The organism is Streptomyces sp. NPDC001381 (genome assembly GCF_042895685.1).
GTDB lineage: Bacteria > Actinomycetota > Actinomycetes > Streptomycetales > Streptomycetaceae > Streptomyces.
Genome location: NZ_JBIAWO010000001.1, coordinates 269,005 through 292,799 on the forward strand (window position 1 = coordinate 269,005; position 23,795 = coordinate 292,799).

Consider the following 23,795-nt stretch of genomic DNA (forward strand, 5'->3'; position numbering starts at 1 on the left):
TGGGGGCGTGATCCTCCGTACCGACGCCCTGGACGCGCTGCCCGTGCGCACCGCCCTGCCCGCCCTGAACGAGGCCCTGGACGGGCCCGGCACCGCCGTGCTGGCCGCGCCGCCGGGCACCGGCAAGACCACGCTGGTGCCGCTGGCGCTGGCCGGGCTGCTGGGTGAGGGGCCCGCGCGGCGGGTGGTCGTGGCCGAGCCGAGGCGGATCGCGGCTCGGGCGGCGGCCCGGCGGATGGCGTGGCTGCTGGGAGAGAGAACCGGCGAGAGCGTCGGCTTCACCGTGCGCGGGGAGCGGTCCGTCGGGCGGCACACGCGCGTGGAGGTCGTCACGACCGGCGTGCTGCTGCAACGGCTCCAGCGCGACCAGGAGCTGACGGGTGTCGACGTCGTGATGCTCGACGAGTGCCACGAGCGGCATCTGGACGCGGACACGTCGGCCGCCTTCCTGTGGGACGTGCGCGAGACGCTGCGGCCCGGGCTGCGGCTGGTGGCCGCCTCCGCGACGACGGACACGGCGGGGTGGGCGGGGCTGCTGGGCGGGGCGCCGGTGGTGGAGGCGCACGGCTCCTCCTACGACGTGGAGGTGGTCTGGGCTCCCCCGGCCCGTCCGGTACGGCCGCCGCACGAGATGCGGGTCGATCCGGCGCTGCTGGCGCACGTGGCCTCGGTGGTGCGGCGGGCGCTGGCCGAGCGGTCCGGGGACGTGCTGTGCTTCCTGCCGGGCGTCGGCGAGATCGCCCGGGTGGCGGGGCTGCTCGGCGCGCCGGACGGCGTGGACGTGCTCCAGGTGCACGGGCGGGCTCCGGCGGCCGTGCAGGACGCGGTGCTCTCGCCGGGTGGGCGGCGCCGGGTGGTGCTGGCGACGTCCGTGGCGGAGTCCTCGCTGACGGTCCCCGGGGTGCGGGTGGTCGTCGACTCGGGGCTGGCGCGGGAGCCGCGGGTGGACCACGCGCGCGGGCTGAGCGCGCTGACGACCGTACGGGCCTCGCGGGCGGCGGCGCGGCAGCGGGCCGGACGTGCCGGGCGTGAGGCGCCGGGCGCGGTCTACCGCTGCTGGACGGAGGCGGAGGACGCCCGGCTGCCGCGTTTTCCCGCACCGGAGATCAAGGTGGCCGACCTCGCCGCGTTCGCCCTTCAGGCGGCCTGCTGGGGCGACCCCGAGGCGACGGGGCTGGCGTTGCTGGATCCGCCGCCGGACGGCGCGATGGCGGCGGCGCGGGCTCTGCTGACGGCCGTCGGAGCGGTCGACGCCGCCGGCCGGGCCACGCGCAGGGGGGTGCGGCTGGCCCGGCTGGGGCTGCACCCCCGGCTGGGGCGGGCGTTGCTGGACGGGGCCTCGCTGGTGGGGGTGGAGCGGGCCGCGGAGGTCGTCGCGCTGCTGAGCGAGGAGGCTCCGCGGGAGTACGGCGACGATCTGGGCGCCGCTCTGCGCAGTGCCCGGCGCGGGGGTGACGCCTATTCCGGGAGGTGGCGTTCAGAGGTCCGGCGGCTGCGGTCCGTCGTCGCCACGGACGTCGACGCCTCCCTGCCGCCCGCCGACGCCTCCCTGCCGCCCTCCGGTGGCTCCCGGCCCCAGGCCGGCGTCCCGGCCGGGCCTGGCGCCGGGGACGATCAGGTCGCCGGACTCGTCGCCGCGCTCGCGTTTCCGGAGCGGATCGCCACGTTCGACGGCGGGTCCTACCTCATGGTCTCCGGAACGCGCGCCGAACTCCGCGAAGGCTCCTCCCTGCGCTCCTCCCCCTGGCTCGCCGTCGCGGTCGCCGACCGGCCCGTGGCGAAGGGTCACGCGCGGGTGCAGCTCGCGGCGGTCGTCGACGAGGAGGTGGCGCGACGGGCGGCGGGTGCGCTGCGCGACGAGCGGGACGAGGTGCGCTGGGCGGGCGGGGACGTCGTCGCGCGGCGGGTCGAGCGGCTCGGGGCCGTGGAGCTGGCGGTGCGTCCTCTCACGGACGCCGGCGACGGTCTCGTGCGCGGCGCACTGCTCGACGGGCTGCGGCAGGAAGGATTCCGGTTGCTGCGGTGGTCCGCCGAGGCGGAGGCGCTGCGGCAGCGGCTGGCGTTTCTGCGGCTGCGTCTGGGCGAGCCCTGGCCCGACGTGTCGGACGCGGCGCTCCACGCGCGCGTGGACGAGTGGCTCGAGCCGGAGCTGGGGCGGGCCCGGCGGCGGGCCGATCTCGCGCGGATCGACGCCGGGGAGGCGCTCAGGCGGCTGCTGCCCTGGGCATCCGGGGAGGCGGCCCGGCTCGACGAACTGGCGCCGGAGCGGATGACCGTACCGAGTGGGTCCAGGATCCGGATCGACTACACCGATCCCGAGCGGCCGGTCCTGGCGGTGAAGCTGCAGGAGATGTTCGGGCTGCAGGAGTCGCCGCGGGTCGCGGGGGTGCCACTGCTGGTGCATCTGCTGTCGCCCGCCGGGCGGCCGGCCGCCGTCACCGCCGATCTCGCGTCGTTCTGGAGGGACGGGTACAAGGGGGTGCGGGCGGAACTGCGGGGGCGGTATCCGAAGCATCCGTGGCCGGAGGACCCGGCGTCCGCCGAGCCGACGCGGCACACCAACGCGCGGCTCAGGCGGTGACCGGTTCCCGTTCGGCCGTCCTGACCGGTGGCGGGTCCGCCGGGCGGCGGCCGCGGGCCTCCAGGTACAGCGACAGGGCGAGCAGCAGGGCACCCAGGGTGAGGAAGCCCCGGGGCAGGTGGGAGGTCATCAGCAGGACCAGGGTGCGGTTGTGCTTGACCAGGGCCACGGTGTGCTCGGTGTAGTCCTCGCGCATCTTCACGTGGCCCGCGAAGGCCGTGACCTTGGCGCGGCCGCCCAGGAGGGAACCGCCGCGCAGCTCCTCCTTGTGGATCTCCTCGCCGTAGACGGGCGCGCCGGTCAGGGGCTCCACCCAGAATCTGCGGACCGTGGTGTACCAGCGGGTGGTGCCGGTCCTGGCGACGGTTTCGGGGGTGATGCCGGCGACGGGCATGGTCTTCGGCATGGGGACCTTGGTCCAGGGGATCGTCTGCTCGAAGTAGTAGACCTTCACCCCGCGGAAGTCCCGGGTGCCCCGGTAGTGGATGGGGGCGGTGGTGCGGGCCTGGGCGTCGAAGTACTCGTAGTCCCGTTTCTCCGTCATGAAGGGCCACTTGAACTCGATGCCCTCGCGGCGGACCGGGTCGCCGTCGACGGTCTCTCCGGTGGCGTGGACGGGTTCCTGGGTGTGGGCGTCGAAGATGTAGCGCTCGGGGACCTTGGAGACCATCTTGCCGTCGGGGCCCTGCACGTAGGACAGGCCGTCCCAGACGACGACGTCCCGCCCCGCGGTCTTCTCGATCTTCTCGGATGCCTCCACGTCCCCCTTGAGGGTCTGCACGACGGTGACCTCGGGGACCGTGCGGGCGGTCATCGTGCCGTAGTCGAGGAGGGTCGCGTTCTTCGCCTCCAGGACCATCGTCTGGTACTCGTTCGCGGGGATCTTGGCCAGGCGCGGGAAGGCGTACCAGCGCAGCAGCGGGGACAGCGCCGCGAAGAACACGGCGAGGGCGAGCAGGACCAGGCTTGCCTTGCGGCGCATCTCGGCCTCCCTCCGGGCGGTTAGGGGTGTGCGGGCACCGTCGTGAGCAGGGGCTTCGGTGAGGTCTTCCCGGTCGGTGTGCCGAGCGCGGTGAGGGTGAGGACCAGGGCGAGCGCGACGGCGAGTCCGGTGGTGGCGGCGATCAGGGCGCGCATACGGGCCTCCCGGGAGAAACGGCCGACCTCACGAGCTGACATGACGTCAGATGCGGCACCGTAGCAACGGGCGGTCGAGATGAGAACACGTCGGACACCACTGCGGCGCCCCTCCGCCGGGAGGGGCGCCGCAGTGGTCGTCGGGTGGTCGTCCGCGCCGGCGGTTACGAGCCGGTGGTGGAGGACCCGCTCGGGGAGGCGCTCGCGCTCGGGTCGGTCGTCGGGTCGCTCGACGGCTCGCTGGGCGTCGGGTCGGGCGACTCGGACGCGGGGGCGGTGACGGTCAGTTCGACCGTGAGGGTCGCTCCGCCCGTGGTGGTGAGGCGCAGCAGGAACGTCCCGGTGGTGTCGTCCGCGTACAGCTTCGGCAGCTTCAGGAGGCCGTTGGCGTCGGTCTGAAGACCCGTCAGGGTGCGGACGGGGTTGCCGGAGGCGTCCTTGAAGTAGGGGCCCTTGTCGTTGGCGGTCGGGTCGTCGGCCGACTTCACCAGGGTGGCGGTCGCGGCGACCTTGTCGGCGACGGCCCCCTTGTAGGTGGCCTTCACCTCGATCTGGTCGGCGAACTCGCCGCCCGCGACACAGGTCGGCGCGGTGGTGCCGGTACGGGCGAGGGTGTCGGCGGCGCGCGCGGTGACGGTGGCCTTGTAGTCGAGGGCGGTGATCGTGCGGCCCACGATGGTGGCACGGACGGTGAACGTGCCCGTCTTCTCGCCCGCCTGGAGCGCGGGCGCGACGGCGACGCCCTTGCTGTTGGTGACGACCGCGGCGACGCTCTCGCCGCCGGTGAAGGTGGCGTCGGTGTCGCCGACGATCGTGAAGCGGACCCTGACCTTGGCGACGGCCTTGCCGGCCGCCGTCTCCGTACGGGTGCTGATCTTCGAGGTGAACGCGTCGCCCGCCATCGCGGTGAGCTTCGCCGTGCCCGCGTCCTCCAGGTGGTCGACCGTGTCGGTCGGGGTGCTCGGTGTGGGCGGCGTGCTGGGGGTGTCGGGGGTCGGCGGCGTGCTGGGGGGCGTCGACGGGGTGGGCGGCGTGGACGGCGTCGACGGCGTCGACGGGGTGGACCCGGTGTCGTCGCCGTCGCTGCGGTTGGACGGTACGGAGCCGGTGCCGTCGGGGATCTCGTGGGTGCCCTTGCGGTAGTACTCCAGCCACGACATGACGGTGTTGTAGTAGTCCGTCGAGTTGTTGTAGCTGAGGATCGCGCTGCGCATGCCCGACGTGGTCGACATGTCCCAGCTGTTGCGGCACAGGTAGTGGCCGGCGGCGAGCGCGGCGTCGTAGATGTTGTTGGGGTCCTTCTTGCCGTCGCCGTTGCCGTCGCGGCCCGCCCACGCCCAGGTGGAGGGGATGAACTGCATGGGGCCGACGGCGCGGTCGTGGGTGGAGTCGCCGTCGTAGGCGCCGTCGTCGGTGTCGCTGATGTTCGCGAAGCCGTTGCCGTCGAGGACGGGGCCGAGGATGGGGGTGATCGTGGTGCCGTCGGCGGTGACGTTGCCGCCGCGGGCCTGGCCCGACTCGACCTTGCCGATCGCGGCGAGGAGCTGCCAGGGCAGGTTGCAGCCGGGCTTGGACTCGGCCAGCTCCGCCTCGGCCTTCTTGTAGGCGTCCAGGACGGTCGCGGGGATGCCGGCCTCGGAACCGCCCGTGCCGACCGGGGTGGTGGCGCCCTCGCTCGGCGCGGGGTTCGGGCTGTTCAGCGGCGGCAGGTCCGTGTAGTACGGCGAGTTGCCGGTGGCGCTGTCGTCGGTGCTCGCGTCCGTGGCGGGGGTGTCGGCGGCGGCCCGTCCGCCCACACCGCCGGCCGTCACGTCCGGGGCCTGGGACGCGGCCAGGGCCGCGACCGCCAGTGCGGCCACGGTGGTGTTGACCGCTCCCTTGCGCAGCCTGCTGCCGAAATGCGCCGACGACATGAAGTGAACCCCTCCCGTGGACGCCCGAGCGCCCGTGTCCTTGTCTGCACCACGTCCGTGGCCACCGTGAGATGCCTGTGGCTGTTGTGACGATCGACCCGCCCCGAGGGTTGCACCCGGAGCGGACCGCGCTGGTCTGTTCTTTTGTTCGACTGCGCCGTACGGCGCGGTAACCCCAGCGACCCTACGACAACTTCTTTTGCACCGGCACCCGTTGGACCCTCCATTTCACCGGTTGGCCGGGGCGCGTTCGCACGGGAACCACTCCCGCATACTGGACGTCTTCGGTCACCGTGCCCGTCGAAAACCGCACCATGCGCCACAGGGAGCCGCGTTGCCGTTCACTCTGAGCCACGCGGCGGCGGTGCTGCCCGCCGTGCGCACCGACGGAACCGGCCGCGGACGGCTGGTGCCGGCCGTCCTCGTGGCGGGTTCGTTCGCCCCCGACATGACCTACTACGCGGCGAGCGTCCTGTCCGGGGCCATGGAGTTCGGCGACGTCACGCACTCCTTCCCCGGCGTCCTCACCGTCGACGTGCTCATCGCCTGGGCGCTGGTGGGGCTCTGGCTGCTGCTGCGTGAACCGCTGGTGGCCCTGCTGCCGTCGTCCCGGCAGGCCGGGACGGCCGCGCTGACCCGCTGTGGAACACCACGCGCGCGCGTACGGCCCGCCGCCGTGGCGTGGTGGTACGTCTCCGCGGTGCTCGGCGCGCTGACCCACGTGGTGTGGGACGCGTTCACGCACCTCGACCGCTGGGGCATGCGGCTGTTCCCGGTCCTGGGCGAGAAGGTCGCGGGCTCTCCGCTCTACTGGTATCTGCAGTACGGCGGTTCGGCCGTGGCCGCCGTCGTGCTCGCCGTGTTCGTCGGGTGCGCGCTGCGCCGGGCGCCCGCCGGCGACCCGGTCGGGGTGCCGTCGCTGTCCGCACGGGACCGGTGGTGGGCCGGGGCGGTGATCGGCGGCTGCGCGCTGGCGGGGGCCGCGCAGAGGGTGACGCTGTGGTGGGCTTACCGGGAGCCGCGGGACGCCAAGCCGTGGGAGGTGGTCCCGACGGTCTGCTTCGGCGCGGGCGCGGGCCTGGTGCTGGGGCTGCTGCTGTACGCCGTCGGCGTGCGCGTGTGGCGTCCGGCCGCCCGGGGTGCCGTCACCGGGCGCCCCTCGGAGGTCGGGGCGCGGCGGAGCCGTCAGGGCGTGCGCTGAGGGGTGCCGTCGTCGCGACGAAGACCTTGATACGGCGGGGCCGGCGGGGGCCGCGCAGCCGGCTCAGGGCGCCGAGCGCGAGGCACAGACGGCCACGGGCCCGCTCGGCCCACGGACGCGGACCGCCGTCCCGGGGGACGAGCCGGACCAGGAACCGGGTCACGAGCCGGGCCGGGCGCCGGGTCGGCCGGGGGCGGATCAGGCGGGCGGCGGCCACGCGCAGGGCGGTGGCCGGGGTGCCGGGGACGCGGGGTGTGGCGGCGCCGGGCGCGCGGGCGGGGAGCGGTCGCGGGGCGGTGACCGCGTCGGGGTCGGCCCGCGGATCCGCGGTCGCCGTGGCGTGAACGCGTGCGGTGGCCGTCCGGCGGTGGTGCATGCGTATACCCATGGCCGCATCCTGGCGGCCGGAGGGCTTCGGGGGCGTGTTCTCGGGGGCCACGCGGGTGAGGGCCCTTCGGGCGAAGCACCGGGAGTGACGGACGGGCGGAGGACCGGCGGCCAGGGCCCTGCCTTCCGACAGGGCCCCTCGTCGACATGCCTTAGCCGACGAGGGCTGCCCGGCGGCCCTCGCGTACGGCTCCCGCTCCTTCGCCGGAGGCTAGTGCGCCGCCGACTCCCAGTCCGGACCCGCGCCGACCGAGACGTCCAGCGGGGCCCTGAGGTGGACGGCGCCGGTCATCTCGCGACGGACCAGTTCCTCGACGGCCGCGCGCTCGCCGGGGGCGATCTCCAGCACGATTTCGTCGTGGACCTGGAGCAGCATGCGGGAGGTGAGGTCCGCCGCGCGCAGCGCGCCGTCCACCTTCAGCATGGCGATCTTGACGATGTCGGCCGCGGTGCCCTGGATGGGTGCGTTGAGGGCCATGCGCTCGGCCGCCTCACGGCGCTGGCGGTTGTCGCTGTTGAGGTCGGGGAGGTAGCGGCGGCGGCCGAAGAGGGTCGCCGTGTAGCCCGTCGCCCGGGCCTCGTCGACGGCCCGGCGCAGATAGTCGCGGACGCCGCCGAAGCGCTCGAAGTACGCGTCCATCAGGGCGCGTGCCTCCGCCGCCTCGATGTTCAGCTGCTGCGACAGCCCGAACGCCGACAGACCGTAGGCCAGGCCGTACGACATGGCCTTGATCTTGCGGCGCATCTCGGCGTCCACCGCGGTGGGCTCGACGCCGAACACCTGGGAGGCGGCCGTGGTGTGCAGGTCCTCGCCGGAGGTGAACGCCTCGATGAGGCCCTCGTCCTCGGAGAGGTGGGCCATCACCCGCAGTTCGATCTGGCTGTAGTCGGCGGTCATCAGGGACTCGAAGCCCTCGCCGACGACGAAGCCGCGGCGGATCGCCCGGCCCTCGTCCGTGCGGACCGGGATGTTCTGCAGGTTCGGGTCGGTGGACGACAGGCGGCCGGTCGCGGCGACCGTCTGGTTGAACGTGGTGTGGATGCGGCCGTCGGCGGCGATGGTCTTGATCAGGCCCTCCACGGTGACGCGGAGCTTCGCCTGCTCGCGGTGGCGCAGCATGATCACCGGCAGCTCGTTGTCCGTCTGGGTGGCGAGCCAGGCCAGGGCGTCGGCGTCGGTGGTGTAGCCGGTCTTGGTCTTCTTGGTCCTGGGCAGGCCCAGCTCGCCGAAGAGGACCTCCTGGAGCTGCTTGGGCGAGCCCAGGTTGAACTCGTGTCCGGCGGCCGCGTGCGCCTCCTTCACGGCCTGCTGGACGGCGCCCGCGAACATCTGCTCCATGGCCTCCAGATGGGCGCGGTCGGCCGCGATGCCGTGCCGCTCCATGCGGGCGAGGAGGGCGGAGGTGGGCAGTTCCACGTCCTGGAGGAGGTCCGCCGCGCCGACCTCCTCGAGCTTGCCCGTGAAGGCCTCGCCGAGGTCGAGGATCGCGCGGGCCTGCACCATGAGGGCCTCGGCCTCGGCGCCGTCGTCCGCGCCGAAGGCGAGCTGGCCGTCGGCGGTGGCGGCGGGGGCCAGCTCACGGCCCAGGTACTCCAGGGACAGCGCGTCCAGGTCGAAGGAGCGCCGGCCCGGCTTGACCAGGTAGGCGGCGAGGGCGGTGTCCATCCGGACGCCGGTGACCGTCCAGCCGTGCTCGGCGAACACGCGCATGGCGCCCTTGACGTTGTGCAGGACCTTGGGGCGGTCCTCGGCGGCCAGCCAGGCCACCCACGCGTTCTCGTCGGCCTCGTCCAGCTGGGACGGGTCGAACCAGGCGGCCGGTCCGGCGGCGGTGGCCAGCGCGACTTCGGCGACCGAGCCGGTGCCCAGCGCCCAGGTGTCGACGGTGGCGACGCCGAGCGGCTCGCCGCCGTGCTCGGTGAGCCAGCCGGCCAGCTCGCCCGTGCCCAGCACGGTGCCGTCCAGCTGCACACCGCCGGTGATCACCGGAGTCGTCTCGGCCTCGGCGCCGCCCGGGTCGACGGCGAGGAGCCGCTCGCGCAGGGACGGGTTGCGGATCTCCAAAGTGTCCAGGACCATCGCGACGGCCGTGCGGTCGTACGGGGCGCGCTCCAGATCGGCGACCGCCTTGGGCAGCTCGACCGTACGGACCATCTCGGTGAGGCGGCGGTTGAGCTTGACCGCCTCCAGGTGGTCGCGGAGGTTCTGCCCGGCCTTGCCCTTGACCTCTTCGACGCGCTCGACCAGCTCCGCGAACGAACCGAACTGGTTGATCCACTTCGCGGCCGTCTTCTCGCCGACACCGGGGATGCCCGGGAGGTTGTCGGACGGGTCGCCGCGCAGCGCCGCGAAGTCGGGGTACTGGGCGGGCGTCAACCCGTACTTCTCGAAGACCTTCTCCGGGGTGAACCGGGTCAGCTCCGAGACGCCCTTCGTCGGGTACAGCACCGTGGTGTGCTCGCTGACCAGCTGGAAGGAGTCGCGGTCGCCGGTGACGATCAGCACCTCGAATCCCTCGGCCTCGGCCTGGGTGGCGAGGGTGGCGATGACGTCGTCGGCCTCGAAGCCGTCGACGGCGAACCGCGAGACGTGCATCGCGTCGAGCAGCTCGCCGATCAGTTCGACCTGGCCCTTGAACTCGTCCGGGGTCTTCGAGCGGTTCGCCTTGTACTCGGTGAACTCCTCGGAGCGCCAGGTCTTGCGGGAGACGTCGAAGGCCACCGCGAAATGCGTGGGCGCCTCGTCACGCAGGGTGTTGGCCAGCATCGACGCGAAGCCGTAGATCGCGTTCGTCGGCTGGCCCGTCGCGGTGGTGAAATTCTCCGCGGGCAGCGCGAAGAACGCTCGGTAGGCCAGCGAGTGCCCGTCCATGAGCATCAGGCGCGGGCGACTGCCGCCGGAGGGGGTGTCGGTCTTCTTCGATGCTGTCTCTGCCACGCCCCCGATCCTGCCACGCCCCACTGACACTCGGCCCCGGCCGCCGTCCCGTCGACCCAGACGGGTTGCCTCTTCCGCAACCATTGCTCATTGCGCAACCATGGGTCCGTCCTCCGCACGCACCGGCCGGCCAGGCTGTCGGCGGTGCGTGCGAGGATCGAGGACAGAGCAGTGCACGTGCCGGCGAAGGAGAGCGCAGCGATGGCAACGAAGCCGCCCAAGGCCGACCCGGTCCAGGACGCGCCGCAGGTCGCCGAGCCCCAGCATGCGGCGGCGGGCCTGCCGGCCATCGGTCACACCCTGCGCATGGCGCAGCAGCAGATGGGCGTGAAGCGCACCGCGCTGACCCTGCTGCGGGTCAACCAGAAGGACGGCTTCGACTGCCCGGGCTGCGCCTGGCCGGAGCCGGACCACCGGCACGCGGCGGAGTTCTGCGAGAACGGCGCGAAGGCGGTGGCCGAGGAGGCGACCCTGCGCCGGGTCACCCCGGAGTTCTTCGCCGCCCACCCCGTCGCCGACCTCGCCGGCCGCAGCGGCTACTGGCTCGGCCAGCAGGGGCGGCTCACCCACCCCATGTACCTCCCCGAGGGCGGCACGCACTACGAGCCCGTCACCTGGGAGCGCGCCTTCGGCATCATCGCCGAGGAGACGGCCGCGCTCTCCTCCCCCGACGAGGCCGTCTTCTACACCTCGGGCCGCACCAGCAACGAGGCCGCCTTCCTCTACCAGCTCTTCGCGCGTGAGCTCGGCACGAACAACCTGCCGGACTGCTCCAACATGTGCCACGAGTCCTCCGGTTCGGCCCTGTCGGAGACCATCGGCATCGGCAAGGGCAGCGTCCTGCTGGAGGACCTCTACCGGGCCGACCTGATCATCGTCGCCGGCCAGAACCCGGGGACGAACCACCCGCGGATGCTCTCCGCACTGGAGAAGGCGAAGGCGGGCGGCGCGAGGATCATCAGCGTCAACCCACTGCCCGAGGCGGGCCTGGAGCGCTTCAAGAACCCGCAGACCCCCAAGGGCCTCACCGCGGGCACGGCGCTCACCGACCTCTTCCTGCAGATCCGCATCGGCGGCGACCAGGCCCTCTTCCGCCTGCTCAACAAGCTGCTCCTCGAGACCGAGGGCGCCCTGGACGACGCGTTCATCGCCGAACACACCCATGGCTTCGAGGAGTTCGCCGAGGCCGCCCGCGCCGCCGACTGGGACGAGACGCTCACCGCGACGGGCCTCACGCGCGCGGAGATCGAGGAGACCCTGCGCATGGTGCTCGCCTCCGAGCGCACCATCGTCTGCTGGGCCATGGGACTCACCCAGCACAAGCACTCCGTGCCGACCATCCGCGAGGTGGTCAACTTCCTCCTCCTGCGCGGCAACATCGGCCGCCCGGGCGCGGGCGTGTGCCCGGTGCGCGGCCACTCGAACGTGCAGGGCGACCGCACCATGGGCATCTTCGAGCGCCCCGCCCCGGCCTTCCTGGACGCCCTGGAGAAGGAGTTCGGCTTCGCGCCCCCGCGCGAGCACGGCTACGACGTCGTACGGGCCATCCGCGCCCTGCGCGACGGCGAGGCGAAGCTGTTCTTCGCCATGGGCGGCAACTTCGTCGCCGCCTCCCCCGACACCGAGGTGACCGAGGCGGCCATGCGGCGCGCGCGGCTGACGGTGCACGTGTCGACGAAGCTCAACCGCTCGCACGTCGTCACGGGCGCGCGTGCCCTGATCCTGCCGACGCTCGGCCGCACCGAGCGCGACCTCCAGGACGGCGGCGAGCAGTTCGTGACCGTCGAGGACTCCATGGGCATGGTGCACGCCTCGCGCGGGCGCCTGGCGCCCGCGAGCGACCACCTGCTGTCGGAGCCGGCCATCGTCTGCCGGCTCGCCCGGCGTGTGCTCGGCGAGAACAGCAAGGTGCCGTGGGAGGAGTTCGAGAGGGACTACGCGGCGATCCGCGACCGCATCGCGCGCGTGATCCCCGGCTTCCAGGACTTCAACACGCGCGTGGCGCGCCCCGGCGGCTTCACGCTCCCGCACGCCCCGCGCGACGAGCGCCGCTTCCCGACGGCCACCGGCAAGGCCAACTTCACCGCCGCGCCGGTGGAGTACCCGAAGCTGCCCGAGGGCCGGCTGCTGCTGCAGACGCTGCGCTCGCACGATCAGTACAACACCACGATCTACGGCCTCGACGACCGCTACCGGGGCATCAGGAACGGCCGCCGGGTCGTCCTGGTCAACGCCGAGGACGCGCGCGCGTCCGGGCTCGCCGACGGCTCCTACGTGGACCTGGTGAGCGAGTGGGAGGACGGCGTGGAGCGGCGGGCGCCCGGTTTCCGTGTCGTGGTGTACCCGACCACGCGGGGCTGTGCGGCCGCCTACTACCCGGAGACCAACGTGCTGGTCCCGCTGGACGCCACCGCCGACACCAGCAACACCCCGGCCAGTAAGTCCGTCGTGGTCCGTCTGGAACAATCGACGACCGACTGAGCGTTTGCTCAGTCGTCGCGTGACGTGGATCGACGAACGGAGCCGGGCCCCATGGGCGAGCAGCAGCAAGTGAAGTTCCCTCAAGAGGTCATCGACGAGTACGCCGCGCTCGGCGTCGACCTCGTGGCCCTGTTCTCCGCGGGGCATCTCGGCACCCGCATGGGCGTGCAGATCATCGAGGCATCGGCGGACCGCGTGGTCGGCACCATGCCGGTGGAGGGCAACACCCAGCCCTACGGGCTGCTGCACGGCGGTGCCTCCGCGGTGCTGGCCGAGACCCTCGGCTCGGTCGGTGCGATGCTGCACGGCGGCAGCTCCAAGATCGCCGTCGGCGTCGACCTCAACTGCACCCACCACCGGGGCGTCCGCTCCGGCCTGGTGACCGGCGTGGCCACACCCGTGCACCAGGGGCGCTCCACGGCGACGTACGAGATCGTGATCAGCGACGAGGAGGGGCGGCGGGTGTGCACCGCGCGGCTGACCTGTCTGCTGCGGGACGCCCCCACCGCGGGCTGACGGTGCACGGGCGCCCGAGCCGGCATGCGCCGGGCGCCCGTTGCCCTACCGCGCCCCGGCGGCCTAGCGTCGGGGCATGACAAGGGGAGGGGCGCACAAGGCGCGGGCCGCGGCCCGGCTGCTCGGACTGGCTTTGCTCGCGGGGGTGTCGGCGACCGCCTGCGGCGACCCGGCCGGGCACGACACCGCCCGAAGCACCTCCCCCTCCCCCGCCCCCACCGCGCCCGAGGAACTGTGCACCCGCCTCGTCGCCCACTGGTCGCGGGAGGTCCTGGACGGCGGCACCTACGGCGACTACCAGTCGATGGGACTGTCCAACGGCCAGTACGAGATCCTGCGGAGCGTCGTGGACGCCGCGCGGACGGAGAAGGAACGCCACGGAGCGGACGCCGCCGACGAGTTGATCGACCGTGAGACACGCGCGGGCTGCACCGAGTGGTACCGCTCCGGCGGCCCGGGCGAAGGTCCCTGGCAGTGAGCGGCATCGGCCCGGTCGAGCCCGGCGAGGGCACCCACGCGTGGGACCCCAGCGCCGATGGGGGCACGCACGCGTGGAACGCCCCCACCGGCGCCCCCACGCCCTCCCCGCAGCCGCAGCCGCACCCCCGCCTCGCCCGCCTGACCCTCCTTTACGCCGCCCACCGCAGGGCCGTGCTCGCCACCGTCACCGCCGTCGGCCTCCTCGCGGGCGGCGGCCTCCTGTACGCGACCCGCCCCCATGGACGCGAACAGGCCACCCCCCGACCGCCGTTCCCCGCCCAGGTCGTCGACGTCAGCTACCTGGGCGGGCACACCGTCCCGCCGGGCGCCCCGCCCCACACCCTCGCCTTCGAGGTGCTGCTGAACGTGGAGTCGGGCCCACCGGTCACCGTGACGCGGGTGTCCCAGCCGTACGCCGGCGTTTCCCTGACCTCGGATCCGCGGGCTCCGTTCCGCACAAAGGCGGGTTCCGCGCGCAAGATCGTCATCGCTCTGCACGTGACGGAATGCGGGAAAGTACCGGAGAACGCCGGGCTGCCTTTCATCGACGTAACTCTACGTAATGCGCGTGCAATACAAGTGCGGAGTTTCATCCTGGGTCCCCGCTATGCGCGAGACCTCTCCCAGGCCCTACAGGTCGCCTGTAGCAACGATTCACTGTAATCACCAAAACGCCCGAGACGCCTGAACCCATCAGGGTTCATCCTGCGCGTTCTCAACATGTGGACAGGGCGAATCGGCCTGAATTTCGCTGTTCCACCCGCCAAGTACCGCTCTGCATTACCTCGTGTCATAACAAGAGCGTCACAGCCTTGGTCAGACCCTCCTCCACGTTCCCTCCACCCGCTTAGAGTCACGCCCAGTCACCGCGCCGCCTGGAAAACCCCTTCGGCCCGGCGCTCGACTCGGCCTCTTCCAGGGGGGAGGGCCGCCCAGGGAAAGGACTGGAACGTGCGTCAACGTTCGCTCATCGCCATCACCGCTGCGCTGTCTGCGGGAGCACTCACCCTCACTGCCTGCGGCTCGCGCGACAGCGACGACAAGGGCTCCGACAGCGGCGGCACCACCGTCACCATCGGCGTCGACGCCCCGCTCACCGGCGACCTGTCCGCGATGGGCCTCGGCATCAAGAACTCCGCCGACCTCGCAGCCAAGACGGCCAACAAGCAGAAGTACGTCGACGGCGTCACCTTCAAGATCGTCGCCAAGGACGACCAGGCGCAGCCCTCCGCGGGTCAGCAGAACGCCACGGCCCTCGTCGCCGACAAGAGCGTCCTCGGCGTCGTCGGCCCGCTGAACTCCTCCGTCGCCGAGTCGATGCAGAAGGTCTTCGACGACGCCAAGCTGGTCGAGGTCTCCCCGGCCAACACCAACCCGGCGCTCACCCAGGGCACCGACTGGGCGAAGTCCAAGAAGCGGACCTACAAGTCGTACTTCCGCACCGCGACCACGGACGCCATCCAGGGCCCGTTCGCCGCGCAGTACGTCTTCAACGACGCCAAGAAGAAGAAGGTCTTCGTCATCGACGACAAGAAGACCTACGGCGCCGGTCTGGCCGCCACCTTCACCGAGGAGTTCAAGAAGCTCGGCGGCACGGTCGTCGGCACCGAGCACATCAACCCGGACTCCAAGGACTTCTCCGCGGTCGCCACCAAGGTCAAGAACTCCGGCGCCGACGTCGTCTACTACGGCGGTGAGTACCCGCAGGCCGGTCCGCTGAGCAAGCAGATCAAGGCCGCCGGTGCCAAGATCCCGCTGGTCGGCGGCGACGGCATCAACTCCGCGGACTACATCCCGCTGGCCGGCTCCAGCGCGACGGGTGACCTCTCCACCTCCGTCGGCGCCCCGGTCGAGGAGCTGGACTCCGCCAAGGAGTTCGTGGCCAACTACAAGGACGCCGGCTACAAGGAGGAGTACTCCGCCTACGGCGGTTACGCCTACGACTCGGCCTGGGCCATCATCGAGGCCGTCAAGAAGGTCGTCGAGGACAACGACGGCAAGCTGCCGGACGACGCCCGCGCCAAGATCACGGCCGCGATGCAGAACGTCTCGTTCGACGGTGTGACCGGCAAGGTCTCCTTCGACGAGTTCGGTGACGCCACGAACAAGCAGCTCACCGTCTACTCCGTCGAGAGCGGTGCCTGGAAGCCCGTCAAGACCGGCACCTACACCGGCTGACCTCCGCCCGCACCACTCCTGAGCCGCGCGGGGCGCTGTTCCACTGGCGCCCCGCGCGGACTCGCATCCGGCCCCACCCGTCGAAACATCCGAACCGTCTCGGAGGACATGCGGTGAACGAACTGCCGCAGCAGCTGGTCAACGGCCTGCTACTGGGATCCATGTACGGCCTGGTCGCCATCGGCTACACAATGGTCTATGGCATTGTCCAGCTCATCAACTTCGCCCACGGCGAGATCTTCATGACCGGAGCGTTCGGCGCTCTCACGGTCTACGTGTACATACTGCCCGACGGCACCGGCATGGCCGTCGCCCTGCCTCTGATGCTGGTCGGCGCCGTCCTGGTCTCCGTGACCGTCGCCGTGGGAGCGGAACGGTTCGCCTACCGTCCCCTCCGCAACGCACCACGCCTCGCGCCCCTCATCACCGCGATCGGCCTCTCCCTCGGCCTGCAGCAGGCCGTCTGGGCCTGGTACCCCGAGGCGAAGTCCGCCCGTGTGTTCCCCCAGATCGAGGGCGGCCCCTTCGAGATCGGCAGCGTCACCATCCAGACCGGTGACATCTTCCTGCTCGTCGCGGCGCCCCTCAGCATGGCCTTCCTCGCCTACTTCGTGATGAAGACCCGCACCGGACGCGGCATGCAGGCCACGGCCCAGGACCCGGACACCGCGAAGCTCATGGGCGTCAACACCGACCGCATCATCGTGATCGCGTTCGCCCTCGGCGCCACCTTCGCCGCCGTCGGAGCGGTCGCCTACGGCCTCAAGTACGGCCAGATCTCCTTCACCATGGGCTTCCTGCTCGGCCTCAAGGCCTTCACCGCGGCCGTCCTCGGCGGCATCGGCAACATCTACGGAGCCATGATCGGCGGCGTCGTCCTCGGCATCGCCGAGACGCTGGCCACCGCCTACATCGCCGACATCCCGGGCATGGACCAGTTCGGCAGCAACTCCTGGGCAGACGTCTGGGCCTTCGTACTCCTCATCCTCGTTCTGCTGTTCCGGCCCCAGGGCCTGCTCGGCGAGCGCGTCGCGGACAGGGCGTGACACCGATGACGACACAGACCACCACCCCCGAGGCGTTCGGCAAGACCGCCTCCGCCCCGGCCGGCCTCATCGGCATCCCCGAGACCGCGGCCCGCGCCCTCACCGCCGGCGGCTCCGTCCTCACCATCATCTCCACCTTCCTCGCCTGGACCTGGACGTCCGCCTTCCCCGGCGACCTCACCGTCTACGGCTACCCGGGCGGACTGCAGGTCCTCGTCCTCATCGGCGGCATCCTCACCACCCTGTTCTGCCTGGCCTCCTACTCCGTCAAGGGCCTCGGCTGGCTCGTCCCCGCGGGCGCCGACTCGGCCATCAAGTTCGCCGCCCTCGCCACCTTCGCCACCAGCTGGTACACGGTCATCGCGATCAGTGTCGACCTCGGCGGCGTCGTCAACCTCGAACCGGGCGGCTACGTCGTCGCCCTGGCCAGCCTCGTCGCCTTCCTCGGCGCCCTGGCCCTGCCGTTCGAGCACCCCGAGCCCGACCCGATCGACCCCGACGACACGTCGTGGGAGCACACCAAGCACAAGGCCGCCCACCAGTGGCAGACCGTCAAGGCCGCCTTCGCCACCGGCACCGCGCGCCCCGTCGGCAAGCTCCCCGCCTACGCGGAGATCCTGGTCATCGTCGCCGTCCTCGCCGTGGTCCTCACGGTCTTCACCTACGGCATCGGCACCGAGTACGACGAGCTCTTCATCGGCTTCCTCATCACCGCCGGCTTCGGCTTCGCCGCCCTCAACAAGTCCGGCCTGGTGGCCCAGGCCAGCCAGATCACCGCCCGGCACCAGAACATCACCATCTGCGGCGCCTTCGTCGCGGCGGCGCTGTTCCCCTTCACCCAGACCGACGACCAGTACGCGACCCTCGGCGTCTACATCCTCATCTTCGCCACCGTCGCCCTCGGCCTGAACATCGTCGTCGGCCTCGCCGGCCTCCTCGACCTCGGCTACGTCGCCTTCCTCGGCGTCGGCGCCTACGCCGCGGCCATGGTCTCCGGCTCGCCCAGCTCGCCCTTCGACGTGCACTTCCCGTTCTGGGCCGCCGCCCTGGTCGGCGCCGCCGCATCCCTCGTCTTCGGCGTCCTCATCGGCGCCCCGACCCTGCGACTGCGCGGCGACTACCTGGCCATCGTCACCCTCGGCTTCGGAGAGATCTTCCGCATCACCGCCAACAACCTGGACGGCACCTCCGGACCCGACATCACCAACGGCTCCAACGGCATCTCCTCCATCCCGAACCTGAACATCCTCGGGTTCGACTTCGGAGCCGTCCACAACATCCTCGGCGTGGACATCGGCCGCTTCGCCAACTACTTCTTCCTGATGCTGATCATCACCGCCATCGTCGTGACCGTGTTCCGGCGCAGCGGCGACTCCCGCATCGGCCGCGCCTGGGTCGCGATCCGCGAGGACGAGACCGCCGCGCTCGCCATGGGCATCAACGGCTTCCGCGTGAAGCTCATCGCCTTCGCCGTCGGCGCCTCGCTCGCCGGCCTCGCCGGCACCGTCCAGGCCCACGTCACCTACACCGTGACCCCCGAGCAGTACCTCTTCGCCGGGCCCATCCCGCCCAACTCCGCCTTCCTGCTCGCCGCGGTCGTCCTCGGCGGCATGGGCACCATCGGCGGCCCCCTCATCGGTGCCTCGCTGCTCTTCCTCATCCCCAACAAGCTCCAGTTCCTGGGCGACTACCAGCTCTTCGCCTTCGGCCTCGCACTCATCCTGCTGATGCGCTTCCGCCCGGAGGGAATGATCCCCAACCGGCGCCGTCAGCTCGAGTTCCACGAGGAAGCGGAAGCGCCCACCGTCCTGACGAAGGCAGGGGCCTGACCACCATGACCACCGACACCACCACCCAGGTCGCCCCCGCCGGCGAGAAGGTCCTCGACGCACGCGGCGTCACCATGCGCTTCGGCGGCCTCACCGCCGTCCGCAACGTCGACCTCCACGTCAACGCCGGAGAGATCGTCGGCCTCATCGGTCCCAACGGCGCCGGCAAGACGACCTTCTTCAACTGCCTCACGGGCCTGTACATCCCCACCGAGGGCGAGGTCCGCTACAAGGGCGACGTCCTGCCGCCCAAGTCCTTCAAGGTCACCGCCGCGGGCATCGCCCGCACCTTCCAGAACATCCGCCTGTTCGCCAACATGACGGTCCTCGAGAACGTCCTCGTCGGCCGCCACACGCGGACCAAGGAAGGCTTCTGGTCCGCCGTCCTGCGCGGACCCGGCTTCCACAAGGCCGAGGCCGCCTCCCGCGAACGCGCCATGGAACTCCTGGAGTTCGTCGGGCTGGAGAAGAAGGCCGACCACCTCGCCCGCAACCTCCCGTACGGCGAGCAGCGCAAGCTGGAGATCGCGCGGGCCCTGGCCAGCGAGCCCGGCCTGCTGCTCCTGGACGAGCCGACCGCCGGCATGAACCCGCAGGAGACGCGGGCGACGGAGGAACTCGTCTTCGCCATCCGCGACAAGGGCATCGCCGTTCTCGTCATCGAGCACGACATGCGCTTCATCTTCAACCTGTGCGACCGCGTGGCCGTCCTCGTCCAGGGCGAGAAGCTCGTCGAGGGCGACAGCGCCACCGTCCAGGGCGACGAGCGCGTCGTCGCCGCCTACCTCGGCGAGCCCTTCGAGAACGCCCCCGGCGACGAAGAGGTGGCCGAAGTCGAAGCGGCCGAGGCGCACGCCGCGACCCCGACGGACGCCGACACCACGACGGACGCCGTGCCCGGCAAGGAGAACGACCGATGACCGCACTGCTCGAAGTCGAGGACCTCCGGGTCGCCTACGGCAAGATCGAAGCCGTGAAGGGCATCTCCTTCAAGGTCGAGGCCGGCGAGGTCGTCACCCTCATCGGCACCAACGGCGCCGGCAAGACGACGACTCTGCGCACCCTGTCCGGCCTGCTGAAGCCGGTCGGCGGCCAGATCAAGTTCGACGGCAAGTCGCTGAAGAAGGTCCCCGCCCACAACATCGTCTCGCTGGGGCTCGCCCACTCCCCGGAGGGGCGGCACATCTTCCCGCGCATGACGATCGAGGACAACCTCCGCCTCGGCGCCTTCCTCCGCAGCGACAAGGCGGGCATCGAGAAGGACATCCAGCGCGCCTACGACCTCTTCCCCATCCTGGGAGAGCGCCGCAAGCAGGCCGCGGGCACCCTGTCCGGCGGTGAGCAGCAGATGCTGGCCATGGGACGCGCCCTGATGTCCCAGCCGAAGCTGCTGATGCTCGACGAGCCGTCCATGGGCCTGTCGCCGATCATGATGCAGAAGATCATGGCCACCATCGCCGAGCTGAAGTCCCAGGGCATGACGATCCTGCTCATCGAGCAGAACGCCCAGGCGGCCCTGTCGCTCGCCGACCAGGGCCATGTGATGGAGATCGGCAAGATCGTCCTCTCCGGCACCGGCCAGGACCTCCTGCACGACGAGTCCGTCCGCAAGGCCTACCTCGGCGAGGACTGAGCCTCCCCGGCACGACGAGGCCCGCGCCCCTTCTCCGGGCGCGGGCCTCGTCGCTTGTGCACGGGCGTCAGGGGATCAGCCCTTGTTCGCCTTCTTCTCCTCGGCATCCTGGATGACGGCCTCGGCGACCTGCTGCATCGACATGCGCCGGTCCATGGACGTCTTCTGGATCCACCGGAACGCGGCCGGCTCGGTCAGCCCGTACTCCGTCTGGAGGATGGACTTCGCCCGGTCGACCAGCTTGCGGGTCTCCAGGCGGAGCGTGAGGTCGGCGACCTCCTTCTCCAGCTCCTTCAGCTCGGTGAACCGGGAGACGGCCATCTCGATCGCCGGCACGACGTCACTCTTGCTGAACGGCTTGACCAGGTACGCCATGGCACCGGCGTCGCGGGCCCGCTCGACCAGGTCGCGCTGCGAGAAGGCGGTGAGCATCAGCACCGGGGCGATCCGCTCCTCGGCGATCTTCTCGGCGGCGGAGATGCCGTCCAGCTTCGGCATCTTCACGTCGAGGATCACGAGGTCCGGCTGGTGCTCGCGGGCCAGCTCGATCGCCTGCTCGCCGTCACCCGCCTCGCCCACGACGCTGTAGCCCTCCTCCTCCAGCATCTCTTTCAGATCGAGTCGGATCAGGGCCTCGTCCTCGGCAATGACGACACGGGTCGTCAGCGGAGGCACGTGCGACTTGTCGTCGTCGGGCGCGTCTACGGGCTGGGGCGACTCGGGGGCGGTCACGGGGGCTCCTCGTTCAGGGCAGGGGTACTGCTGACAAGAGCCTACCCAGCTGCGGTAAGGTGGGGGCACGGCGGGTGGCTGTCGACCTTGTTTTTAAAGGGAGCCCCGGTAGCCCAGCGGTAGAGGCAATGGTCTCAAACACCATACAGCGTCGGTTCGAATCCGACCCGGGGTACTTTTCCTTGTTTTTCAAGGATGTCATTCAGAAGCGGATGTTCTCGTTCTCGTGAACATCCGCTTTTTTCGCGGTTCCAAGAACTGACGAAAGCCCGCTACTTGGGACTGTCGTCCTCCCCCACGTGGTGTACGCGGACCAGGTTGGTCGAGCCCGACACGCCCGGGGGCGAGCCGGCGGTGATGACCACGACGTCCCCCTTCTCGCAGCGGCCGTACTTCAGCAGGAGTTCGTCCACCTGGTCGACCATCGCGTCCGTGGAGTCCACCGGCGGGTTGAGGAACGTCTCCACACCCCAGGTCAGGCTGAGCTGTGAGCGGGTCGCCGGTTCCGGGGTGAACGCGAGCAGGGGGATCGGGGAGCGGTAGCGGGAGAGACGGCGGGCGGTGTCGCCGCTCTGGGTGAAGGCGACCAGGAGCTTCGCGCCGAGGAAGTCGCCGATCTCCGCCGCCGCGCGGGCCACGGCGCCGCCCTGGGTGCGGGGCTTGTTGCTCTCCGTCAGCGGCGGCAGGCCCTTCGCGAGGAGGTCCTGTTCCGCGGCTTCCACGATCTTCGCCATCGTCCGGACGGTCTCCACCGCGTACTTGCCGACGCTCGTCTCGCCGGACAGCATCACCGCGTCCGTGCCGTCGATGACGGCGTTCGCCACGTCCGAGGCCTCGGCGCGGGTCGGGCGGGAGTTCTCGATCATCGAGTCCAGCATCTGCGTCGCGACGATGACCGGCTTGGCGTTCCTCCTGGCCAGCGCGACGGCCCGCTTCTGGACGACCGGGACCTGCTCCAGGGGCATCTCCACGCCCAGATCGCCGCGGGCCACCATGATCCCGTCGAAGGCGGCGACGATCTCGTCGATGTTCTCGACGGCCTGCGGCTTCTCCACCTTGGCGATGACCGGCAGCCTGCGCCCCTCCTCGTCCATGATCCGGTGGACGTCCACGATGTCCCGTCCGCTCCTGACGAACGACAGGGCCACGACGTCGAAGCCCGTGCGCAGGGCCCAGCGCAGGTCGTCCTCGTCCTTCTTGGAGAGGGCGGGGACGGAGACCGCGACGCCGGGCAGGTTCAGGCCCTTGTGGTCGGAGATGACGCCGCCCTCCACCACGCGGGTGCGGACGCGGGGGCCGTCGACCTCGGTGACCTCCAGGCAGACCTTGCCGTCGTCGACGAGGATGCGCTCCCCCGGCGTCACGTCGTCCGCGAGGCCCGCGTACGTGGTGCCGCAGCGGGTGCCGTCGCCTGCCACGCCCTCCTCGACGGTGATGGTGAAGGTGTCGTCGCGTTCAAGGAGTACGGGTCCTTCCGCGAAGTGGCCGAGGCGGATCTTCGGGCCTTGAAGGTCGGCGAGGATGCCGACGCTGCGGCCGGTCTCGTCGGAGGCCTTGCGGACGCGGTGGTAGCGCTCCTCGTGTTCGGCGTGGCTGCCGTGGCTGAGGTTGAAGCGGGCCACGTCCATTCCGGCGTCGACCAGGGCTTTGAGCTGGTCGTAGGAGTCGGTGGCGGGGCCCAGGGTACAAACGATTTTTGCTCGGCGCATGAGTCGAGCCTATGACTTACCGATCGGTAGCGAATTGGGAGGACATGACTGCTCAACAACCTTTGAGTGAAGGGGAGTTGACAACTGTTGCATTGTGCGGGGTACCGCTCTTATGAGCATTCGATATCCGATTCACACGCCCGCTCGATTTCGCGGTCCGCCCGAATGCGCGGTCCGGGTGAATTCACAGGGCCGGTGGAACCATCGTGAATTGCGCGCCGACCTCCGCCCTGATCCGCATCCGCTGCGGCTCCAGGTCCAGGGGCTCCGGCGCCGGTTCGACCTCCTCCGCGGCCGCCGCCATCCGGCGCATACGGCGCCCGAAGCCGGCCTGGGGACGTCCGGGCACCGAGCCGGTGCCGGTGTCGGCGAGTTCGATCAGCGCGCCGACCGTCGTCCCCAGGGCCTCCGCGTACTCCTTGGCCCGCCGTACGGCGTCCCGTACGGCCTCCTGGCGGGCGCGGCGGTGGACGGGCGAGTCCGGGCGCAGGGTCCACCAGGGGCCGTCCACCCTGGTCAGATCCAGATCGGCGAGGCGGGTGGTGAGTTCCCCGAGTGCGGTGAAGTCCGTCAGCTCGGCGGTGAGGTGGACCCGGCCGTGGTAGGCGCGGACGCGTTCGCCCCGGCCGCGCTGGCCGAGTTCGGGGGTGAGGGACACGGCACCCGTCGAGACGTCCTCGACGGCGTCGCCGTAGGACTTGATCAGCTCGACGACCGTGGCGTTGCGGCGGGTGAGGTCGTCGAGGGTGGCGCGGCGGTCCTTGCCGCGGGCGGTGACGGTGACGTCGATGCGGGCGAGGTCGGGGTCGGCCTCGATCTCGGCCTCGCCGCGTACCGCGAGGAGGGGGGTGTCGGGGGTGCCGTACGGAGGAAGCTGCGGTGAGGTCATACGCCCCACCTTGTCATGGCTTTCCCTTTTGGCAGGCCGGAGTTGACCGGTCTGGTCACCAGATCGAAACCTCCGGGACCTGTTGTCTTCGGTCATGGACGGGTCAGAATCTACGCGCGTTCGTCTACGCGCGTCGCTGACCAGT

General features: G+C 71.1%; 19 protein-coding genes and 1 tRNA gene. 12 read left to right on the forward strand and 8 right to left on the reverse strand.

Annotation, left to right across the window (positions count from 1 at the left end; genetic code table 11):
* Window positions 1-10 precede the first annotated feature (10 nt).
* Complete coding sequence (hrpB, locus tag ACFY2L_RS01250) at window positions 11-2,581, forward strand: ATP-dependent helicase HrpB (protein ID WP_390821687.1); 2,571 nt, start codon at window positions 11-13, stop codon at window positions 2,579-2,581.
* Here the strand turns inward: hrpB and ACFY2L_RS01255 are convergent.
* The 3 genes from ACFY2L_RS01255 to ACFY2L_RS01265 all read right to left on the reverse strand — a co-directional run bounded on the left by ACFY2L_RS01255 (window position 2,571) and on the right by ACFY2L_RS01265 (window position 5,631).
* Entirely contained in the window at window positions 2,571-3,563 is a 993-nt protein-coding gene (locus ACFY2L_RS01255) for a DUF3068 domain-containing protein (RefSeq protein ID WP_390655940.1), read from the reverse strand. The two genes, hrpB and ACFY2L_RS01255, sit on opposite strands and share 11 nt — an antisense overlap.
* A gap of 20 nt (window positions 3,564-3,583) precedes the next feature.
* The gene (locus ACFY2L_RS01260; protein WP_390656200.1) at window positions 3,584-3,718 is read right to left on the reverse strand and encodes an SPW_0924 family protein; all 135 of its coding nucleotides are present in this window, start codon (window positions 3,716-3,718) and stop codon (window positions 3,584-3,586) included.
* Between the two features lie 164 nt (window positions 3,719-3,882).
* The gene (locus ACFY2L_RS01265) at window positions 3,883-5,631 is read right to left on the reverse strand and encodes a lytic transglycosylase domain-containing protein (protein WP_390821214.1); all 1,749 of its coding nucleotides are present in this window, start codon (window positions 5,629-5,631) and stop codon (window positions 3,883-3,885) included.
* Between the two features lie 334 nt (window positions 5,632-5,965).
* Here ACFY2L_RS01265 and ACFY2L_RS01270 point away from each other — a divergent pair, with 334 nt between their 5' ends.
* A complete protein-coding gene (locus ACFY2L_RS01270) occupies window positions 5,966-6,832 on the forward strand; it encodes a DUF4184 family protein (protein ID WP_390821215.1) in 867 nt (288 codons plus the stop codon).
* Here ACFY2L_RS01270 and ACFY2L_RS01275 read toward each other — a convergent pair.
* Both ACFY2L_RS01275 and polA read right to left on the reverse strand, forming a co-directional pair.
* Window positions 6,777-7,220 (reverse strand): hypothetical protein, encoded by a 444-nt coding sequence (locus tag ACFY2L_RS01275; protein ID WP_390821216.1) that lies wholly within the window; start codon window positions 7,218-7,220, stop codon window positions 6,777-6,779. The two genes, ACFY2L_RS01270 and ACFY2L_RS01275, sit on opposite strands and share 56 nt — an antisense overlap.
* 210 nt (window positions 7,221-7,430) lie before the next feature.
* Window positions 7,431-10,157, reverse strand: a complete 2,727-nt coding sequence (gene polA / locus ACFY2L_RS01280; protein WP_390655936.1) for a DNA polymerase I — start codon at window positions 10,155-10,157, stop codon at window positions 7,431-7,433.
* Between the two features lie 201 nt (window positions 10,158-10,358).
* Between polA and ACFY2L_RS01285 the strand changes: the two genes are divergently transcribed.
* The 9 genes from ACFY2L_RS01285 (at window position 10,359) to ACFY2L_RS01325 (ending at window position 20,320) form a co-directional block, all read left to right on the forward strand.
* Window positions 10,359-12,638 (forward strand): FdhF/YdeP family oxidoreductase, encoded by a 2,280-nt coding sequence (locus tag ACFY2L_RS01285; RefSeq protein WP_390821217.1) that lies wholly within the window; start codon window positions 10,359-10,361, stop codon window positions 12,636-12,638.
* Window positions 12,639-12,689: 51 nt separating this feature from the next.
* Window positions 12,690-13,154: a hotdog fold thioesterase gene (locus ACFY2L_RS01290; RefSeq protein ID WP_390655934.1), complete on the forward strand. Its 465-nt coding sequence runs from the start codon at window positions 12,690-12,692 to the stop codon at window positions 13,152-13,154.
* A 76-nt stretch (window positions 13,155-13,230) separates the two neighbouring features.
* The gene (locus tag ACFY2L_RS01295; RefSeq protein WP_390821218.1) at window positions 13,231-13,632 is read left to right on the forward strand and encodes a hypothetical protein; all 402 of its coding nucleotides are present in this window, start codon (window positions 13,231-13,233) and stop codon (window positions 13,630-13,632) included.
* Window positions 13,629-14,297 (forward strand): Tat pathway signal sequence domain protein, encoded by a 669-nt coding sequence (locus ACFY2L_RS01300; protein WP_390821219.1) that lies wholly within the window; start codon window positions 13,629-13,631, stop codon window positions 14,295-14,297. Before ACFY2L_RS01295 ends, ACFY2L_RS01300 begins: the two co-directional genes overlap by 4 nt.
* A 288-nt stretch (window positions 14,298-14,585) precedes the next feature.
* Window positions 14,586-15,812 (forward strand): branched-chain amino acid ABC transporter substrate-binding protein, encoded by a 1,227-nt coding sequence (locus ACFY2L_RS01305; protein WP_390655931.1) that lies wholly within the window; start codon window positions 14,586-14,588, stop codon window positions 15,810-15,812.
* Between the two features lie 113 nt (window positions 15,813-15,925).
* Window positions 15,926-16,858 carry a branched-chain amino acid ABC transporter permease gene (locus ACFY2L_RS01310; protein WP_390655930.1) on the forward strand — a complete coding sequence of 311 codons (933 nt, stop codon included), beginning with the start codon at window positions 15,926-15,928 and terminating at the stop codon, window positions 16,856-16,858.
* 5 nt (window positions 16,859-16,863) lie between these two features.
* Window positions 16,864-18,687 carry a branched-chain amino acid ABC transporter permease gene (locus tag ACFY2L_RS01315; RefSeq protein WP_390655929.1) on the forward strand — a complete coding sequence of 608 codons (1,824 nt, stop codon included), beginning with the start codon at window positions 16,864-16,866 and terminating at the stop codon, window positions 18,685-18,687.
* A gap of 5 nt (window positions 18,688-18,692) precedes the next feature.
* Window positions 18,693-19,607: an ABC transporter ATP-binding protein gene (locus ACFY2L_RS01320; RefSeq protein ID WP_390655928.1), complete on the forward strand. Its 915-nt coding sequence runs from the start codon at window positions 18,693-18,695 to the stop codon at window positions 19,605-19,607.
* Entirely contained in the window at window positions 19,604-20,320 is a 717-nt protein-coding gene (locus ACFY2L_RS01325) for an ABC transporter ATP-binding protein (RefSeq protein ID WP_390655927.1), read from the forward strand. Before ACFY2L_RS01320 ends, ACFY2L_RS01325 begins: the two co-directional genes overlap by 4 nt.
* A 75-nt stretch (window positions 20,321-20,395) precedes the next feature.
* On the opposite strand, the gene ACFY2L_RS01330 is transcribed toward ACFY2L_RS01325, so the two are convergent.
* Window positions 20,396-21,052 carry an ANTAR domain-containing response regulator gene (locus ACFY2L_RS01330; protein WP_390655926.1) on the reverse strand — a complete coding sequence of 219 codons (657 nt, stop codon included), beginning with the start codon at window positions 21,050-21,052 and terminating at the stop codon, window positions 20,396-20,398.
* Between the two features lie 102 nt (window positions 21,053-21,154).
* On the opposite strand from ACFY2L_RS01330, the gene ACFY2L_RS01335 reads away from it, so the two are divergent.
* Window positions 21,155-21,227: transfer RNA gene (locus tag ACFY2L_RS01335), tRNA-Leu, on the forward strand.
* A gap of 97 nt (window positions 21,228-21,324) precedes the next feature.
* Here ACFY2L_RS01335 and pyk read toward each other — a convergent pair.
* On the reverse strand, window positions 21,325-22,761 hold the full coding sequence (gene pyk / locus ACFY2L_RS01340; RefSeq protein WP_390655925.1) for a pyruvate kinase: 1,437 nt from the start codon (window positions 22,759-22,761) through the stop codon (window positions 21,325-21,327).
* Window positions 22,762-22,945: 184 nt separating this feature from the next.
* Entirely contained in the window at window positions 22,946-23,650 is a 705-nt protein-coding gene (locus ACFY2L_RS01345; protein WP_390821220.1) for an SIMPL domain-containing protein, read from the reverse strand.
* Between the last annotated feature and the right edge of the window lie 145 nt (window positions 23,651-23,795).

Coding starts and splice junctions, on each gene's coding strand:
- ACFY2L_RS01255 (WP_390655940.1), bottom strand. CDS start 3,563: ATGCGCCGCAAGGCAAGCCTGGTCCTGCTCGCCCTCGCCGTGTTCTTC.
- ACFY2L_RS01260 (WP_390656200.1), bottom strand. CDS start 3,718: ATGCGCGCCCTGATCGCCGCCACCACCGGACTCGCCGTCGCGCTCGCC.
- ACFY2L_RS01265 (WP_390821214.1), bottom strand. CDS start 5,631: ATGTCGTCGGCGCATTTCGGCAGCAGGCTGCGCAAGGGAGCGGTCAAC.
- ACFY2L_RS01275 (WP_390821216.1), bottom strand. CDS start 7,220: ATGGGTATACGCATGCACCACCGCCGGACGGCCACCGCACGCGTTCAC.
- ACFY2L_RS01285 (WP_390821217.1), top strand. CDS start 10,359: ATGGCAACGAAGCCGCCCAAGGCCGACCCGGTCCAGGACGCGCCGCAG.
- ACFY2L_RS01290 (WP_390655934.1), top strand. CDS start 12,690: ATGGGCGAGCAGCAGCAAGTGAAGTTCCCTCAAGAGGTCATCGACGAG.
- ACFY2L_RS01295 (WP_390821218.1), top strand. CDS start 13,231: ATGACAAGGGGAGGGGCGCACAAGGCGCGGGCCGCGGCCCGGCTGCTC.
- ACFY2L_RS01315 (WP_390655929.1), top strand. CDS start 16,864: ATGACGACACAGACCACCACCCCCGAGGCGTTCGGCAAGACCGCCTCC.
- ACFY2L_RS01320 (WP_390655928.1), top strand. CDS start 18,693: ATGACCACCGACACCACCACCCAGGTCGCCCCCGCCGGCGAGAAGGTC.
- ACFY2L_RS01325 (WP_390655927.1), top strand. CDS start 19,604: ATGACCGCACTGCTCGAAGTCGAGGACCTCCGGGTCGCCTACGGCAAG.
- pyk (WP_390655925.1), bottom strand. CDS start 22,761: ATGCGCCGAGCAAAAATCGTTTGTACCCTGGGCCCCGCCACCGACTCC.
- ACFY2L_RS01345 (WP_390821220.1), bottom strand. CDS start 23,650: ATGACCTCACCGCAGCTTCCTCCGTACGGCACCCCCGACACCCCCCTC.